Origin of the sequence: Roseibium sp. MMSF_3412, assembly GCF_030733265.1 — a bacterium.
GTDB lineage: Bacteria > Pseudomonadota > Alphaproteobacteria > Rhizobiales > Stappiaceae > Roseibium.
This window is the reverse complement of the sequence record NZ_JASHJI010000016.1, coordinates 54,304-71,671: the sequence shown is the minus strand read 5'-3', so window position 1 is coordinate 71,671 and position 17,368 is coordinate 54,304. Positions and strand designations below refer to the sequence as shown.

Annotated in this window: 14 protein-coding genes; 6 read left to right on the top strand and 8 right to left on the bottom strand. The window is 59.8% G+C overall.

Annotated elements, in window-relative coordinates; all coding sequences use genetic code 11:
- Positions 1-29: 29 nt before the first annotated feature.
- From RBB49_RS22490 to RBB49_RS22465, 6 genes are all read right to left on the bottom strand, one after another.
- Positions 30-2,063: an ASKHA domain-containing protein gene (locus RBB49_RS22490; RefSeq protein ID WP_306145144.1), complete on the bottom strand. Its 2,034-nt coding sequence runs from the start codon at positions 2,061-2,063 to the stop codon at positions 30-32.
- A 263-nt stretch (positions 2,064-2,326) separates the two neighbouring features.
- Positions 2,327-3,283 carry a methyltetrahydrofolate cobalamin methyltransferase gene (locus tag RBB49_RS22485; RefSeq protein WP_306145143.1) on the bottom strand — a complete coding sequence of 319 codons (957 nt, stop codon included), beginning with the start codon at positions 3,281-3,283 and terminating at the stop codon, positions 2,327-2,329.
- Positions 3,284-4,174, bottom strand: coding sequence for a methylenetetrahydrofolate reductase (locus tag RBB49_RS22480; RefSeq protein WP_306145142.1), 891 nt, complete (start codon positions 4,172-4,174; stop codon positions 3,284-3,286).
- A complete protein-coding gene (locus RBB49_RS22475; protein ID WP_306145141.1) occupies positions 4,167-4,469 on the bottom strand; it encodes a virulence factor in 303 nt (100 codons plus the stop codon). Before RBB49_RS22475 ends, RBB49_RS22480 begins: the two co-directional genes overlap by 8 nt.
- A gap of 102 nt (positions 4,470-4,571) precedes the next feature.
- Positions 4,572-5,219: a DUF1638 domain-containing protein gene (locus RBB49_RS22470; RefSeq protein WP_306145140.1), complete on the bottom strand. Its 648-nt coding sequence runs from the start codon at positions 5,217-5,219 to the stop codon at positions 4,572-4,574.
- A gap of 25 nt (positions 5,220-5,244) precedes the next feature.
- Positions 5,245-5,949, bottom strand: coding sequence for a B12-binding domain-containing protein (locus RBB49_RS22465; RefSeq protein WP_306145139.1), 705 nt, complete (start codon positions 5,947-5,949; stop codon positions 5,245-5,247).
- Between the two features lie 380 nt (positions 5,950-6,329).
- On the opposite strand from RBB49_RS22465, the gene RBB49_RS22460 reads away from it, so the two are divergent.
- Positions 6,330-8,762 carry a hypothetical protein gene (locus RBB49_RS22460; protein ID WP_306145138.1) on the top strand — a complete coding sequence of 811 codons (2,433 nt, stop codon included), beginning with the start codon at positions 6,330-6,332 and terminating at the stop codon, positions 8,760-8,762.
- A 74-nt stretch (positions 8,763-8,836) separates the two neighbouring features.
- On the opposite strand, the gene RBB49_RS22455 is transcribed toward RBB49_RS22460, so the two are convergent.
- Complete coding sequence (locus tag RBB49_RS22455; RefSeq protein WP_306145137.1) at positions 8,837-10,507, bottom strand: formate--tetrahydrofolate ligase; 1,671 nt, start codon at positions 10,505-10,507, stop codon at positions 8,837-8,839.
- A 242-nt stretch (positions 10,508-10,749) separates the two neighbouring features.
- Between RBB49_RS22455 and RBB49_RS22450 the strand changes: the two genes are divergently transcribed.
- From RBB49_RS22450 to tdh, 3 genes are all read left to right on the top strand, one after another.
- Positions 10,750-11,310 (top strand): helix-turn-helix domain-containing protein, encoded by a 561-nt coding sequence (locus tag RBB49_RS22450; protein WP_306145136.1) that lies wholly within the window; start codon positions 10,750-10,752, stop codon positions 11,308-11,310.
- Between the two features lie 106 nt (positions 11,311-11,416).
- Positions 11,417-12,604 carry a glycine C-acetyltransferase gene (locus RBB49_RS22445; protein WP_306145135.1) on the top strand — a complete coding sequence of 396 codons (1,188 nt, stop codon included), beginning with the start codon at positions 11,417-11,419 and terminating at the stop codon, positions 12,602-12,604.
- On the top strand, positions 12,601-13,641 hold the full coding sequence (tdh, locus tag RBB49_RS22440; RefSeq protein ID WP_306145134.1) for an L-threonine 3-dehydrogenase: 1,041 nt from the start codon (positions 12,601-12,603) through the stop codon (positions 13,639-13,641). Before RBB49_RS22445 ends, tdh begins: the two co-directional genes overlap by 4 nt.
- Positions 13,642-14,278: 637 nt before the next feature.
- On the opposite strand, the gene RBB49_RS22435 is transcribed toward tdh, so the two are convergent.
- Complete coding sequence (locus RBB49_RS22435; RefSeq protein ID WP_306145133.1) at positions 14,279-14,482, bottom strand: DUF2892 domain-containing protein; 204 nt, start codon at positions 14,480-14,482, stop codon at positions 14,279-14,281.
- Between the two features lie 334 nt (positions 14,483-14,816).
- On the opposite strand from RBB49_RS22435, the gene RBB49_RS22430 reads away from it, so the two are divergent.
- Together RBB49_RS22430 and RBB49_RS22425 are read left to right on the top strand one after the other, a co-directional pair.
- Positions 14,817-15,881 (top strand): bifunctional nicotinamide-nucleotide adenylyltransferase/Nudix hydroxylase, encoded by a 1,065-nt coding sequence (locus tag RBB49_RS22430; RefSeq protein ID WP_306145132.1) that lies wholly within the window; start codon positions 14,817-14,819, stop codon positions 15,879-15,881.
- A gap of 55 nt (positions 15,882-15,936) precedes the next feature.
- Positions 15,937-17,343, top strand: coding sequence for a nicotinate phosphoribosyltransferase (locus RBB49_RS22425; RefSeq protein ID WP_306145131.1), 1,407 nt, complete (start codon positions 15,937-15,939; stop codon positions 17,341-17,343).
- The last annotated feature ends 25 nt before the right edge of the window (positions 17,344-17,368 follow it).

Sequence of the window (17,368 nt, the reverse complement as noted above, 5' to 3'; positions counted from 1 at the left end):
CGGATCTTACTGCGCCAACAGGCTCGGGTTTAACCGCGTCGGCGCCTGCGGCGGCGTTCACCGCCTCCCGTCTCGTCCGCGGCGGGTGCCTTGCGCTCGGGCAGGTCGACTGCGGCGCGCAGGTGCGGGAAGGGATCGACCTTGTTGGGCAGGGCCATGGCATTGACGAAATGCTCTTGGAACTTCGGTTCCAGCGCCGTCTCGATCTTTTCAATGTCGCGCACGGTCTGTTCGATCTCGCGCCGGTAGCCCCGGTTCAGCAGCGCCATGCGCGCACCGGTTCCGGCAGCATTGCCGACACCCGTGACACCGTCGAGCGGACAGTCGGGAATGAGGCCGAGCACCATGGCATATTGCGGGTCGATGTAGCTGCCGAACGCGCCCGCAAGGCGGATCCGGTCGAGCGCATAGGTGCCGAGCTTGTCCTGGAGAAGCTTGACCCCGGCATAAAGCGCGCCCTTGGCGAGCTGGATCGCACGGATATCGGTCTGCAGGATCGAGATCTCCACGTCCTCGTCCGCGATGAGATAGGAAAAGGTCCGACCCTGGGCCTGAACACGCTGGGTGCGCACGGCAAGCGCACCGTCGATAACCCCGTCTTCGGTGATGAGCCCTGCCAGATACATTTCCGCGACGGCTTCGATGATCCCCGATCCGCAGATACCGGTCACGCCGACGCTGTCGATCTTTTCCGCAAACCCCTCTTCGTCGGACCACTCGTCAACGCCGATCACCTTGAAGCGGGGCTCCAGGGTTTCCTTGTCGATCCGGATGCGCTCGATCGCGCCCGGCGCAGCACGCTGGCCCGAAGAGATTTCGGCGCCTTCAAAGGCCGGCCCGGTCGGCGAGGAGGCAGCCAGCAGCCGGTCCTTGTTGCCCAGAACGATTTCCGCATTCGTTCCGACATCCACGAGCAGGGTGATCTCGTCGTGGCTGTAGGGGCTTTCCGAAAGCGTGGCCGCCGCCGCATCAGCACCGACATGACCGGCAATACACGGCAGCATGTAGACGCGGGCACCGGGATTGAGCTCCAGCGACAGGTCGCGCGCCGTTAGCACCATGGCGTCGGAGGCGGCCAGCGCGAACGGCGCACCGCCGAGTTCGACCGGGTCGATCCCGAGGAAAAGGTGATGCATCACCGGGTTGCCAACAAAGGTCGCATCCAGAACGTCGGACCTTTGCGCACCGACATCTCCGACAAGCTTGCCGACCAGCGCATTGATCGCTTCGCGCACGGCCTTTGTCAGGTCCGGCAGCTTCGACGGGTTCATCTGAACGTAGGACACCCGCGACATCAGGTCTTCGCCGAAACGGATCTGCGGGTTGGACGTGCCCGCCGAGGAGACGGTCCGGCCGTTCTTCAGATTGCACAGATGTGCCGCGATCGTGGTTGACCCGATATCCACGGCAAGGCCGTAGACGGCTTTCTTTTCGCCGGGCCAAAGGGCTGTCACCGTCGGCTGCAGAGCCTCATCGGCATAAATGGCGGCGGTCACGGTCCATTTGCCTTGGCGCAGGATCGTCTGAACCGAGGGCAGGAGGATCGGATCGACCGCAAGGTCGGTCAGGCCGGCGTCGGCGGCGAGCGCTTCGCGCAGCCTGTCGATATCTCCGCGCGGCGTTTCCATGTCCGGCTCGGCGATGGAAACGGTAATCAGCGAGACTGCGCTGTCGGCATCGATATGCTTGGCTTCCGCGCGCTTTCTCACCACTTGGCGGTTGGTCTGGGCATCGGTCGGCACATCCACCACCAGATCGCCGAGAATTTTCGCCTGGCAGGAAAGCCGCCGGTCGGAGGCAAGGCTGCGCAGGGTCGCGTACCGGGTCTCTGCTTCCGTGGCACCTTCAAGATTGTCAGCCGAACTGGTCAGGTTTTCCTTGGCGAAGGTTCCTTCCGAAACCGAGATCTGACAGCGCCCGCAGATCCCGCGCCCGCCACAGACGGACTCGACATAGACACCGAGTGACCGCGCCGCATCGAGCAGCGGTGTGCCGACGGGAAATGTCCCCCGCCGTCCGCTCGGCTGGAAAACGACTTTGGCAAGTTTGGCGTGTTCGTTCATGCTTTCGCTTCGCTTCCATCAGCCCCGTTTGCATAGCAGGGTGTTACACCCAACCAGAACCCTTCCCAATTCGGGAAGAGTGCCCTTCCTTTTTCTCCGATCACAGCCGGCGTCCAATAGCGAGGTCTGCCTTGGCGACATTCAATCCGACCTCTCGACGCACAAAACCCTCCCGCTTGTGGGGAGGGGATTGAGTGGAGAGTATTCTATCGGGATTTTCGTCTGCAACCACTCGGTTCGAAACGGCGGCAGCAAGCAAAACCTTATCCCGCAGACCTCCGTGCAGCGCGGCCACCCCTTCGCCGTCCGCCTGATCCGCCGGCAGCTTCCGCGGGCGCGGACGCTGCACCGGCCGCCGCCGGCTGGTGGTCGCGATAGGTCATGATCCATTCCTGGCAGTTCGGGTCGGTTCCGTTCAGCACGTTCGCCGCGCGCACCGCTTCCATTTCCTGCGGACGGCACGGGTTCATGATGGCCGAGGTCATGCCGGCGCCGATGACCATGGGAATGAAGCCGGCATTGATGCCGTGGCGATGCGGCAGACCGAACGAGACGTTGGACAGACCGCAGGTCGTGTTGACCTTCAGCTCGTCGCGCAGGCGGCGAACGAGCTTGAACACCTGCAGCCCGGCCGTGCCCATGGCCCCGATCGGCATGACCAGCGGATCGACAACGATATCGTGCGACGGGATGCCGAAGTCGGCCGCGCGCTCGACGATCTTCTTGGCAACGGCAAAACGGACGTCCGGATCTTCCGAAATGCCGGTCTCGTCATTGGAGATGGCAACGACCGGCACGTCGTACTTCTTGATCAGCGGCAGGATCGCTTCGAGCTTTTCTTCCTCGCCGGTGACGGAGTTCACCAGTGGCCGGCCCTTGGTCACTTCGAGCCCGGCTTTGATGGCTTCGGTTACCGATGAATCGATTGATAAGGGAATGTCCGTAAGTTCTTGAACAATTTCAAGAGTTTTGACCAGAAGCGGTGGCTCGGTCTCGTTCGGGTTGACCGCCGTCACACCGGCGTTGACGTCGAGCATCGTTGCGCCAGCGGCCACCTGTGCCAGGGCATCCGACTTCACGGTTTCAAAATTGCCTGCGACCATTTCTGCCGCAAGTTTCTTGCGTCCGGTCGGATTGATCCGTTCGCCGATGACACAGAACGGTTGATCGAAACCGATCACGATTTCCTTGGTGGCGGATGCGACGACTGTGCGTGTCATTTAGGCGCTCTCGTTGGCAGTCATGGATGATGAGGATTGAAAGGACCAGCTCCCGCGGCCATGCAGCCAGTCGGCGGTCTTCTGGATGCCGCCAAAGGGATAAACATGGATTTGGGCAAGCTGCGTGTCGGGCTGGCTCGTGACGCGCGCTTCCAAAGGTTCGACCATGGTGTCCGGGTCGTATCCGGCAAGCATCGAGACCACGGCGCCACCGCGCTTCTTGAGGAACTTCAGCGAATTTTCCACGCCGGCAAAGGCGGCGTATTTCAGGAGCGTCGTCATCTTGGCCGGACCTGCAACACCGATGTGAACCGGAAAGACGTTGCCCCACTCACGCAACTCGTCCAGCCACAGGCTGACGCGGTGCGGATCGAAGCCGAACTGGGTCACGATACGGAATTCGGCATCGCTCTCTGCGGCCAGTTCGTGCTTGCGCATGAGGAAGGAATGGATCACGTCCGGCGCAATGTCGGGAGCACCTTCAGGGTGGCCGGCAACGGCGATCTTGCGGATACCAAGCTTGTCGAACAGGCCGGTTTCGAGAAGCGCGACCGAAGAGGTGAGGGGGCCGGCGGTTTCGGCTTCACCCGCAATCGCCAGCACTTCGGTTGCGCCACCTTCGTTGACAAGGCGTGTGATCCGGCGCTCGAAGGCGTCGCGCGAAGGGTAGCGGCGTGCCGCCATGTGCGGAACCGCGATCAGCTTGTTGTCCGTGAGCGTGCGCACGGCGTCAACGATCGTGTCCTCCGACGCATTGCCGAGATCGGTGACATAAACCTGTGTGCCGGCCGGAATATTCGCCAGCAGTTCGGTCTTCTCAACCACCTGCTTCGGCGACATTTCGGTGGAGGCGGCAAAGCGCCCGGTGGCCAATAAGCGCTGTTCAGTCATGTTCCGTGCCTCCACTTGCGAGCAGGGTTTTCAGTCTGTCTTTGGGATAAGCGGCGAGCAGCTCGCTCAGGGCCGTTTCCGCTTCTGTTTCAAGATCGTCAGAGACTTCGACAGGGTCGGTGCGGCGCCACTCGGCCATGTAGGCCTCGCTGTCCTTTGCTCCGATCCGCATGGCGCAGGCGTCGATCGCTTCCATGAAAACGGCTGGCAGTTCGCGGCGTGCGGACTTGCGGCCTTTCTTCACCAGGATCTGTGCCGGGATATCCCGCCAAAAAACGATAATTTTCTGCGCCATCTGCTCATCTTCCTCCGAGAGCATGTTTGCCGGATGCTATGCGATTCAGGTCGCCTGATAGCGGCATATGAGCGTGGAAATCCGACCTGTGCGGATCGCGGGTCAACGCTCGGCCTCCGCGCCCAGAAAGCCGGCGAGAAGACCGTAGCCGGTCCGCCGGATCTCGAAGTTCAGCTCCAGCCGTTCAGCAGCATCTCGGGCAGCCTCCTCGAGGTCCGGATTGTCGGTCTGCGCGAGATAGACCAGGCGCTTGTAATGGGCGAAATACATGTCTCGCAGGTGCGGGTGCCAGTCCAGGCCGAGCGGCTCGATGACCATTGTCTGGAAATGGCGCGCGAGAAAGTCCGTGAGATAGAAAGTCCCCAGTTCCTCTTCCGCCAGCTTGTCGAATTCGTCCAGGCCGGAAAAGAAGGCGTAACAATGGGCGCCTTCGATCCGCTTTGCGCCCGTTTCCTCCAGCACCTTGTCGAGCAGGCCGCCGGTCCCGCAATCGCCATAACCGATCAGGATTTCCGAATAGGCGTCCCGATGCAGCAGGATCGTGCGCCGGACTTCGTCCGGGATCTTGTCGGGCGTGTTGTGAAGCTGTGCCGGCAGGCAAGTGAGATCGATGTGATCGAGGCCGTTCAGGTCGCGGACGGCGATGATCTCACGCGCGAGGGCGCCGCAGGCAATAATAAGGACGCGACCGATCTTGTCGTTCGCGTCCTCGTCATCCTTGATCGGGAAAAGCGGCTCGCCTACCTGCATGCCGGCAGCCCCTTCAAACACCGTCTCAGCCTTTGGCGGCGAGCTGGTTGTGGCGGCGGGCGATCAGGTCTTTCGCCATTTCCACGGCAACGGCCGCGTCGCGGCAGTAGCCATCCGCTCCGACCGCTTCACCGAACTCTTCGTTGAGCGGTGCGCCGCCAACGAGAACGATGTAGTCGTCGCGAATGCCCTTGGCCTTCATCTCGTCGATCACGACCTTCATGTAGGGCATGGTCGTCGTCAGGAGAGCGGACATGCCGAGGATCTCGGGCTGGTGCTCTTCAAGTGCTGCAAGGTAGTTCTCGACCGGGTTGTTGATGCCGATGTCGATCACCTCGAAGCCCGCGCCTTCCATCATCATGGACACGAGGTTCTTGCCGATGTCGTGAATGTCGCCCTTGACGGTGCCGATGACCATCTTGCCGACCTTGGGGGCTCCGGTTTCCGCGAGCAGCGGACGCAGGATGCCCATCCCGGCCTTCATCGCATTGGCCGACAGGAGAACTTCGGGCACGAACAGAATGCCGTCACGGAAATCAATCCCGACGATGCGCATGCCTTCGACCAGCGCTTTTGTCAGGATATCGTAGGGGACCCATCCGCGTTCCAGCAGGATGTTCACGGCTTCCACGATCTCTTCCTGCAGACCGTCGTAAAGGTCGTCATGCATCTGTTCGACAAGTTCGTCGTCGGAAAGAGACGCGAGATCGATATCTTCTTCATCGGACATGGGCAGCTCCAACAGGGCGCAAGTGACTATAACTTAGTGAAAAACCTTATGCCTGAAGGCTGATTTGCCGATATCTTCAATGCGACACGGCAAGTCGCTTACGCGACAGTGCCGGTAAACCGGCGGTCACAAAGAAAAGGGCGGGCCGCTTGAGCGGCTGCTGTTCGCATTCCAGTCCGTGAAGCTGAGATAGCCATCCGTTTGGGCCTTTGATGTCTCGCCTGTTGGATCTGCATGGGGCTCTCCGGGATCCTTAAGGCAAAGAGGCAACCGGCGCGTCTGCTTTCTGTCCAGGCAACGCCTGCACGTGTTTTGTTGATTCAGTTTTCGGCGTAAATTAGAAGTTGTATGAGTTCACTGTCGTGAAAATGGAATATTGAATGCCGATGAAATCTTTGCCGTTGTTCTTCGTTTCGTTTCTCGGCCTTGCTGCCATCGCGACCCAGGCCGCATCGCAGGAACAAGCGGGCACGCAAAGTCCGGAACCTGGGCAAGCCGAGGCCATCAATGCGCAAAGGGAAGAGGTGGCCCGCGCGCGGCGGACCTTTTCCGGTTTCAGGTTGGATCTGGAGGAAAAACAGGAAGTTTACCGGGCGCTTAAGGCACTTGGATATGCGAGCGAAGATCTGGATATTCCGGATTTCCTCCTGCGGAAAAGCACGATCCTGGCAGTGACTGAGTTTCAACGGACCATCGGAGCCGTGGCGACAGGGTTTTTGACCAAGGACCAGATCGAAGCGCTGCGCGGAGCTGCGACGCGGTCTAATCCTGAAGCTCAGGATCCTGTGCAGAAGGCCAGGCTCGCTTTTGAGACGCAGAACTTGAGCTGTCAGGATCAGCGCGTGGTTTATCGAGCGCTTTTTGCGCGCGGTCACACGACCAGACGCACGGCATTCCCCGACTTTCTCTCGGACGAATATGTCATCGCAGGCGTGACCGAATTTCAAAAGGGGATTGGGGAAGAGGCCACGGGTTACCTCACCCGGAAGCAGGTCAGGAGTTTGCAGGCAGACGCGGGAAAGTCCTATCTTTGGGAACATCGGACCTGCGATCCGGACATGATGCTGTTTCCGCTGAACAAATGGATTGCGGCCGGTTTCGCCGAGTCAGACAAGAAGGACGTCTTTGACATTCTCCAAGACCAGGGGATGCTGACCGGCGACAGATTGTCCGACAGTCTTGCAGGACGCGACAACAAGGCCGCCGTACGGCGGTTCCAAGGCAGCATTGGCACCGAACAGTCGGGCTACCTGACGAGCAGGGAGGTGGACGGCATCCTCTACGGCTGGTTGCTGCCGTCACCGAAGCAGCAATGGGTGGCACTTTCGGTACCGGATGAGCAACAGAAACACCTGTACCGCGCCTTGCTTGATCTGGGACATGTCGAGGGGTCGATCCCGATTGCCGACTTCAATCTGAGCGAAAACCTGATCCGTGCGGTGCGCAGCTACCAGCATGCGTCCGGATTGCCGACAACGGGGTATCTCACAAAGGCTCAGGTGGATCTGCTTCTGGCACACAAGATCGGCGCCCCGACCACTAAAAGCACGAAGGCAACCAAAAAGTGGTCAAATCCGGTGATGTCATGGCGGTATGCCGCTTATTCCGAGCATGATCTTCGGTTGATTTACCGCGCCCTCTACAACAGGGGCTTTTTCGTGCACGAGGCGGTCAATACCGATTTAACGCATCCGCGTCTGGTAAAGCACATCCAGAAATATCAAGCCTACATTGCGGCCAACCCGACAGGCTACCTGACGCCTGCACAAATCGCCGAGCTTTTGCGCGATCCAGGGACACCGACACCCCAAGAACAAAGAAACATTAAGCGAAAGGAACAACAGGCCAAAGTCGCTGCGAAAAAAACGTCGCCTGAACGAAGCGAATGGGATGAGCTGGGATACTCACTGGACGACAAGAAAAAAATTTACCGCTCTCTGTTTCACCTCGGGCTGGCGCAGTCGCCCGTCATGAGTACGGATTTTTCGTATCGGACCAATCTGATAAAAGTGGTTCGAGCCTACCAGGAGCAGAACGGCTTTCCGCCGACGGGTTTCCTGACTTCTGAACAGGCCGAAAGACTTCTTTTTCTCGAAGCGCCACTGCTGCCGAGCGAGCAGCAGGCCGAATTTTTAAAGACGGCGAAACCGTCCGCCGTGCTTGGGTTCTTCCGGGCCTTGGGCCAGCAGGAATATGACACGGATGAAAAAGCATCAACCTCGACCATCGTAAAGCGCCTTCAGGACAGGTTGGGTCTTGCCGAGCACGGTTACATAACGCCCGAGCTTTTCGAAAAGGCAAAAACAATCCCGCTGCGTGTCGCGCGCGACCTGCAGCGCCCGCAGACGCTGTTCTTTGATTCTGAAGAACATCCGCGCTCGCAGGACTGGGGTCTGTGGAAGAGCCGGACCGAAGCGGTTTGTGAGATATCCACCTTTTCCATTCACGAGGACGGTTTTACAGGAAGTGCGACACCGGCAGGTGTCGCGTTGCGGCGCATGCCGGGCTGGAAACGCAATGCCGTGAACCTCGCCATCCGTCTCAGGAACTGGAAACCTGACTCAATCGCGGAGTTGCGTGTCGGCAGACGCACCTATCTGTTCACGCAAGCCTTCGGGCGGACCATCCTGGTCGGAAAAAACGGTTTGAGAGCAAGAAACTATGACGAGACTTACTCGAGCCTTATCGGTGAAATGAAGCGGGCGAACGGCTTTGAGGTCATATATGACACCGAATTCGGATCCAAGGTCGTTGTCAGTTTTTCCGCGCTCGGTTTCACGCGGCAGATCCGGGCAATCATGAACGTCTGTTGAAGACCGGCTTCCCATTGCAAAGAAAAGGGCGGGTCGCTTGACCCGCCCGAGTTAGCTGTTCCGGTCCGGACGGATCAGAACAGACCTTCGATCTGGCCGTTATCGTCCAGACGGATGTGATTTGCCGACGGCACGCGCGGCAGGCCGGGCATGGTCATGATCTCGCCGCAGATCGCGACGATGAAACCGGCGCCCGCCGACAGGCGCACTTCGCGGACCGGGAGGCTGTGGCCGGTCGGTGCACCGCGCAACTGCGGGTCGGTGGAGAAGGAATACTGCGTCTTGGCCATGCAGACGGGCAGGTCGCCGAAGCCGTCGGCTTCCCAGCGCTTGAGCTGGTCGCGCACGGACTTGTCGGCGAGCACTTCATCAGCCCGGTAGATCCGCTTGGCAATGGTCTCGATCTTCTCGAACAGAGACAGGCTGTCCTCGTAGAGCGGCGCGAACTGCGCAGCGCCGCTTTCGGCGAGCTCGGACACGCGCTTGGCCAGTTCTTCCGTGCCGGCGGACCCGTTCGCCCAGTGGGTTGCCAGGATCGCGTCGACGCCGAGCTCCGCGCAGTAGTCCTTGACCGCCTGGACTTCGGCTTCGGTATCTGCCGTGAAGTGGTTGATCGCGACAACGGCGGGCACGCCGAATTGCTTGACGTTCTCTATGTGCCGGCCAAGGTTGGCGCAGCCCTTGACGACCGCATCGACATTTTCCGTGCCAAGGTCGTCCTTGGCGATGCCGCCATTCATTTTCAGCGCCTTGATGGTCGCGACGATGACAACCGCATCCGGGGACAGACCGGCCTTGCGGCACTTGATGTCGAAGAACTTCTCGGCGCCGAGATCCGCGCCGAAACCGGCTTCGGTGACGACGTAGTCGGCAAGCTTGAGCGCGGTCTGGGTGGCAACGACGGAGTTGCAGCCGTGGGCAATGTTGGCGAACGGACCGCCGTGAATGAAGGCCGGGTTGTTTTCCAGCGTCTGTACGAGGTTCGGCTGAAGCGCTTCCTTCAGAAGAACCGTCATGGCGCCATCGGCTTCGATGTCGCGGGCATAAATCGGCGTCCGGTCACGGCGATAGGCGACGATGATGTCGCCGAGGCGCTTCTGCAGGTCTTCCAGGTCGGTGGCAAGGCACAGGATCGCCATGATCTCCGAGGCAACCGTGATGTCGAAACCGCCTTCGCGCGGGAAACCGTTGGCGACGCCGCCGAGCGAACAGACGATCGAGCGCAGGGCGCGGTCGTTCATGTCGAGGACACGGCGCCAGGTCACGCGGCGCTGGTCGATGCCAAGCTCGTTGCCCCAGTAGATGTGGTTCTCGATGAGGGCGGAGAGGAGATTGTGCGCGGATGTGATGGCGTGAAAATCGCCGGTGAAGTGCAGGTTGATGTCTTCCATCGGAACGACCTGGGCATAGCCGCCGCCTGCCGCGCCGCCTTTCATGCCGAAGCAGGGGCCAAGCGACGGCTCGCGCAGGCAGATCATGGCGTTCTTGCCGATCTTGTTGAGGCCATCGCCGAGACCGACCGTCGTCGTGGTCTTGCCTTCGCCGGCTGGTGTCGGGTTGATCGCGGTGACGAGGATCAGTTTGCCGTTCTCGCGCTCTCCCAGTCCGTTGATATAGTCGGCCGAGACCTTGGCTTTCGTCCGGCCGTAGGGCAGGAGGGCCTCGTCCGGAATGTTGAGGCGCTCACCGATCTCCTGGATCGGTTTCATGCTGGCTGCACGGGCAATTTCGATATCGCTAGCCATTGGTTTTTCTCCGCGGCGTGTCCTTGAAAACTGAATCTGGTCAGGCGGGACGGGCCGCTGACAGTGCCCGGAACGCTATGTGAGAGCGCAGTGCAGCATCTGTTCCGTTTGCGACAGGATGCACTTTGGAAACGACGATGGGTCATGGGCATGGGGCAAGTGGCCGGAAAACGCTTCGTTTCGCAGGCACATGGCGCAAAAGAGCAATTGCAAAGGCACACGAAACTGACTTTATTTCCGTCATGACAGATTCTGATATTCTCTCCCGGCTTCCAGAACGCCTGAAACAGGCGCGCCGCGCACAGGGCCTTTCGCTGGAAGCGGTCGAAAAGATCTCCGGCGTGTCAAGATCGATGGTCAGCCAGATCGAGCGCGGCGAGTCGAACCCGACGGTCGCAACGCTGCTCAATCTGACCCGGGCGCTGAATGTCGATTTTGCCGGCCTCCTGGGAGAGGAAGTCGCCGAAGACAGGGTGGAGATCCTGCATGAACATCAGACACCGGCACTGGACCGGGCCGGCGACGGCTGCAAGATCCGCATCCTCTCCGCCCCGCAGGATGCGGGCAGGCTGGAGGTCTACGAACTCATCTTCAAGGATGGTGGCAAGCTCGACAGCAAACCGCATGCGCGCGGGACCCGCGAACAGCTGATCGTTCAGGAAGGCAGGCTTGCGGTGACATCCGGCGTTGCCAAGGGGGCAATCGAAACCGGCGACACCGCCCGCTACGCAGCCGACGTCCCGCACGCGATCGAGGCCGTCGATGGCCCGGCACGCGCGATCCTCATGGTGGTGAAGTTCTAGAATTCTTCGGGGTTGGACAAAAATCCGCTATATTAGATGAAGACCTTTCTGTCGCCGAGAAATTCCGATATAGTGGATGAAATGTTCACCTACTCGGAGCTTCGCCGTGAGCAACGCCTTCCTGTCCCACATTGCTGATATCCTGGAAGAGATCGAGGCCGAGGGCCTTTACAAGAAAGAACGCGAGATTTCGTCGCCCCAGGGTGGTGTGATCGAGGTGAACGGGCGCGAGGTCATCAATCTTTGCGCCAACAATTATCTCGGGCTTGCCAATCATCCCGCGCTTGAGGAGGCGGCGCGAAGGGCGCTGGAGCCGAGAGGCTACGGCATGGCTTCCGTCCGTTTCATCTGCGGGACACAGGACATTCACCGCGAGCTGGAGCAGCGCCTGGCGCAGTTTCTGGGCAAGGACGACTCCATCCTGTTCGCCGCCTGTTTCGACGCCAATGGCGGCTTGTTCGAACCGCTGCTCAGTCCGGAGGACGCGATCATATCGGACGCGCTCAATCATGCCTCGATCATTGACGGCATCCGGCTCTGCAAGGCCAAGCGGTATCGCTACGCGAATTCCGATATGACGGATCTTGAAGACAAGCTGAAGGAAGCGCGCGCCAACGGGGCCCGTCATGTCATGATCGCCACCGACGGCGTCTTTTCCATGGACGGATATCTTGCGAAGCTGCCCGGGATCACGGAGCTGGCAAGGCAGTACGATGCCATTGTCATGGTCGATGACTGCCACGCCACCGGCTTCATGGGACCGAAGGGTGAGGGGACGCCGGCGCATTTTGGTGTCGATGTCGACATCCTGACGGGAACGCTCGGCAAGGCATTGGGCGGCGGCATCGGCGGCTACATCGCCGGACCGCAGCCCGTGATTGACCTGCTTCGCCAGCGCGCGCGCCCCTATCTTTTCTCCAATTCTCTGCCGCCCGCCGTTGTCATGAGCGGGCTTGAGGCGATCCGCCTTGTTGAGGAGGGGGACGATCTGAGGCGTCACCTGTTCGACAACGCAGATTACTGGCGCTCCGGCCTTGAAGCGCTCGGCTTCGAGCTTCTCGCCGGTGAGCACCCGATCATACCGGTCATGCTGGGCGACGCGAAACTGGCGCAGGAAATGGCGTCGAAACTGTTCGAGGAAGGCGTCTACGTCGCCGGGTTTTTCTTCCCCGTCGTGCCGCGCGGTCAGGCGCGCATCCGCACCCAGATGAATGCCGCACTGACGCATGAGCAGCTCGACCGGGCTCTGTCAGCCTTTGAAAGGGCGGGCAAGGCGACCGGGGTTCTGTCATGAGCAGCAACCAGATGAAGGCGCTCGCCAAGCTTGAGCCGCGCGAAGGCTTGTGGATGACCCGGGCGCCGGTGCCGGAGATCGGACCCGACGATGTGTTGATCAGGGTCCGCAAGACCGGCATTTGCGGAACGGATATTCATATCTGGAACTGGGATGACTGGGCGGCGAGAACAGTTCCGGTCCCGATGATAACGGGTCATGAATTTGCCGGAGAGATTGTTGAACTCGGGAAAAACGTCACGGAGTTTGAAATTGGTCAACGCTGTTCCGGCGAAGGCCATCTGATCGGCAAGCAATCCCGTCAGTCGCGGGCCGGCAAGTTTCATCTTGATCCCGAGACACGTGGGATTGGCGTCAATGAACAAGGTGCATTTGCCGAGTATCTGCGTCTGCCCGCTTTTAACGTGGTGCCGCTGCCGGACGAGGTCGACGACGAAATTGGTGCGATCCTCGACCCGCTCGGCAACGCCGTTCACACGGCTCTGAGTTTTGATCTTGTGGGCGAGGATGTTCTGGTCACGGGTGCCGGCCCCATCGGGATCATGGCCGCCGCCGTTGCGCGTCACGTCGGCGCGCGCAATGTCGTCATCACCGACATCAACCAGCAACGGCTCGATCTGGCCGCAAAGGTTACAGATGTGGTGCCGGTGAATGTCGCAAAGCAGGATCTCAAGGGCATCGAGCAGAAGCTGGGCATGCGCGAGGGCTTCGACGTCGGACTGGAAATGTCCGGCAGCCAGTTGGCGCTGGACCAGATGGTTGAAAACCTTGTCATGGGCGGCCGCATCGCGCTGCTCGGCATTCCGCCCGGCAAGTCGCCCGTCGACTGGTCGCGGATCGTCTTCAAGGCAATCACGATCAAGGGCGTTTACGGCCGCGAGATCTTCGAGACCTGGTACAAGATGATCGCCATGCTTCAGAACGGTCTCGATGTCCGAAACGTGATCACGCACCGCTTTGGCGTCGACGACTTCGAAGCAGGCTTTGCCGCCATGAAATCCGGCGAAGCCGGAAAGGTGGTTCTCAGCTGGACGTGACAGCGGTCCCTGTCTTTGCGCGGATGATGCAATGCCGTGAAGCTGTGGCCTTCTCGTTTTACGTGTGGGCTCACGGACGGGTTCAGGAGACCGTCATTCCAGACCAGTGAAGCGAAGACGAACGCCGATCTGGAATCCAGACATATTTGTGAGCGAAGCGAACACGAGAAACGCCACGGCGGTCAAAAGACGCGCCTGTGGCGCGAAATACATCTGGTTTCCGGATCGGCGCGCAGCTGGCACTGCGCTTGTCCGGAATGACGACGCTTCCAGTTGTTCGTCACCCAATACAAGCGACGCGCATATCCACGGCCGGAGAGCCAGGGTGCGTTGATGTCACGCAAATCTTTCGCCTTCCGTTCCCCCGACCGCCGTCATTCCAGACCAGTGAGGCGAAGACGAACGCCGATCTGGAATCCAGACATATTTGTGAGCGAAGCGAACACGAGAAACGCCACGGCGGTCAAAAGACGCGCCTGTGGCGCGAAATACATCTGGTTTCCGGATCGGCGCGCAGCTGGCACTGCGCTTGTCCGGAATGACGACGCTTCCAGTTGTTCGTCAATCCGCTCAAGCGACAGCACAAACCCCGGAACACAGGTCATTGCGCAGGTGACGGTGAAACCGGGCAGGCCGCTTACGCGAAACCCGACTTCTGCGGCAGGCCGAGTTTTTTCAGGATCATCACGACCGGGCACAGGCCTGTGAATGAAGCCTGCACGAGATGGGCCCCGAGGACGCCGGTGAGCCACAGCCAGTTGAGATTGACATAAACCGCCAGCAGCACGGAAGCGACAATAAGGGTTCCGACCACAAGAAGAATTGCGCGTTCAACAGTCATTTTCAAATCCTTACATTCATAATTTCGCAAATTTGAATATAATGGATCGGCACCTGGCGCACCAGCCTGAAAATGCGGATCTCGGCTCCGTCACGCAGAAGTGTGCGCGCATTTGGGTGAGGGGATCCGTTGACGTCTGACGGATGACCTCGCCAAGATGCGCGGCGGCCCTGCAATGGGTGCGCGACCCCGGACTTCATTCGGGCTCTGTTTACCAACACAGCCGGTTGAGACATTTTTCTTGTTTTGTCGATTGATTATGCTCAAAATGAGTATTATATAAATGGCAGCCGAGGAGTTCGGCTCAAACAACATCAGTTCGAGGGAGTCTCGAATGTCCAGATACGACTACGGCGTTTTTGTCGGCCGTTTTCAGCCGCTTCATGCAGGTCACGAAACGGTGGTGCGTGCAGCCCTTGAGAAGGTCGACAAACTGATCGTCCTGATCGGGTCCGCCAGACAGGCCAGGGATCCGCGCAATCCTTTCACCCATGCCGAACGCGAAGACATGTTCGCGAAGGTCTTCAAACACGAGATCGCAACGGGACGGCTCATCCTGGCGCCGGTCGCCGATCATCCCTATTCGGATGCGGCCTGGTGCGCCGAGGTGCAGCGAACCGTGAATGAAATCGTCCTGGACGATTACAACAGATCCGGTGTTGTCCTGCATGGCCTGAAGGATATCAGCATTGCACTTGCCGGCTACGGAAAGGACCGCACGAGCTATTATCTGAAGCTGTTTCCCGAATGGGGCAACATACAGCTCGATAGCCAGTACGGCACCTTTTCATCGACGGATGTGCGCAAGCAACTGTTTCAGCGTATCCCGCAGATTTCCCACTCCGTGTTGTCGGACGAGGTGGCCGAATGGCTGGAGGCGTTTTCGCTTTCGCCGGTTTTTCGCGGGCTTCTGGAAGAAGCCGAATACCTGGAAGCCTATCCGAAAGAGTGGGGCCGGGGGCCCTTTGTGACCGTTGATGCGGTTGTCATCCAGTCCGGCAACATTCTCCTTGTCGAGCGCGGCCAGGCACCGGGCGAGGGACTTCTGGCTCTGCCCGGCGGGTTCCTGGATCCGCGCGAAAGCATCCGGGACGCGGCAATCCGCGAACTCAAGGAAGAGACCGCGATCAGCGACCACAAGGGCGCGATACCGCCGGCAATGCTGGCCTCGTTCATCGACGGATCGAAAACCAGGGTCTTCGATCATCCGGACAGGTCCCTGCGGGGACGGATCATCACCCATGCATTCCTGTTCCGTCTGCCCGAGCGCCGGGAGCTTTTCTCGGTGACCGGTGGTGACGATGCCCGCTCCGCCAGCTGGCACCGGTTGGGCGATCTCCGCCCCGAACAGTTCTTTGAAGATCACTGGTCGATCATCGACGTGATGGCCGATCTCTGAACCTCCCGCAGGGGAGTCCTGCAGGAAACACATTCTGTCACGTGAGGAGTTCACAATGACAAACCCACTTTTGGCGACGGACAGCTACAAGCAGTCGCACTTCAAGCAATACCCGCCGGACGCGCGCGTCGTCTCCGCCTATGTGGAAGCGCGCAGCAATCCCTTTTCTGAGAGCGTTCTTTTCTTCGGCCTTCAGGCTTACCTGAAGAACACCTTGCTCAAACCGATCACGGCGTCTGATGTCGAGCAGGCCCGGCGCATTTGTACGAGCCATGGCGTGCCTTTCAACGAGGCCGGCTGGCTGGCCATTCTGAACGACCACGGCGGACTGTTTCCGCTGGAAATCAGGGCCCTGCCGGAAGGAACCCTGGCACCGAGCGGCGTTCCCCTTGTGCAGGTGGAAAACACGGACGAGCGCATGCCCTGGCTTACGACCTGGGTGGAAACCGCCCTGCTCAGATCCGTCTGGTATCCGTCTACGGTGGCAACGCTCTCCTTCAAGGCAAAAGAAGCGATCTACCGCGGCCTCTTGAAAACGTCGGACGATCCCGAAACGCAAATCCCCTTCAAGCTGCATGACTTCGGAGCCCGTGGCGTGTCGTCGGCGGAGAGCGCGGCCCTTGGCGGCATGGCCCATCTGGTCAATTTTGCCGGAACGGACACGCTGGAAAGTCTTCAGGCCGCGATGACCTTCTACGGTGCCGATGTTGCGGGCTTCTCCATTCCCGCAGCCGAACACTCGACGATAACAAGCTGGGGGCCTGACCGCGAACAGGCGGCCTATGCGAACATGCTTGGGCAGTTTGCCGAAAAGGACAGTCTGGTGGCGGTTGTCTCGGACAGTTATGACCTTGACCGGGCCGTCGGCGAGATCTGGTGCGATGCGTTGAAAGACGAAGTGCTGCGCTCAGGTGCGACGGTCGTCATCCGACCGGATTCAGGCGATCCTGTCGCCACACCCATCCGTGTTCTTGAAACGCTTTGGGAAGGTTTCGGCGGTGCGGTCAACGGCAAGGGCGCGAGAGTCCTGAACCCGGCCGTGCGCGTCATCCAGGGCGATGGCATGACGTTGGCGACGATAGAGGCGCTTGTCGGCAGACTGGTCGATGAAAACTGGTCTCTCGACAACATTGCCTTCGGGATGGGCGGTGGTCTTCTCCAGCAGGTCAATCGTGACACGATGCGCTTTGCGATGAAGGCCAATGCCCTGAAGGTCGCAGACGGCACCTGGCAAGATGTGTCGAAAAGCCCGGCGACAGATCCTGCCAAGGCTTCAAAGGCAGGCCGTCAGGCCGTGGTCGAGACAAGCGGCAGGCTGACAGCCGTGAGGCGCGAAGATCTCGGGACACGAACGGACATGTTGCAGGTCGTCTACCGGAACGGGAAACTTGTCATCGATCAGGGTTTCGATGACGTGAGAACGCGCGCTATGGCACATCTGAAAGAGAGTGTCAGCGCGTAACTTACATGTGGTCAATCACGCAGGC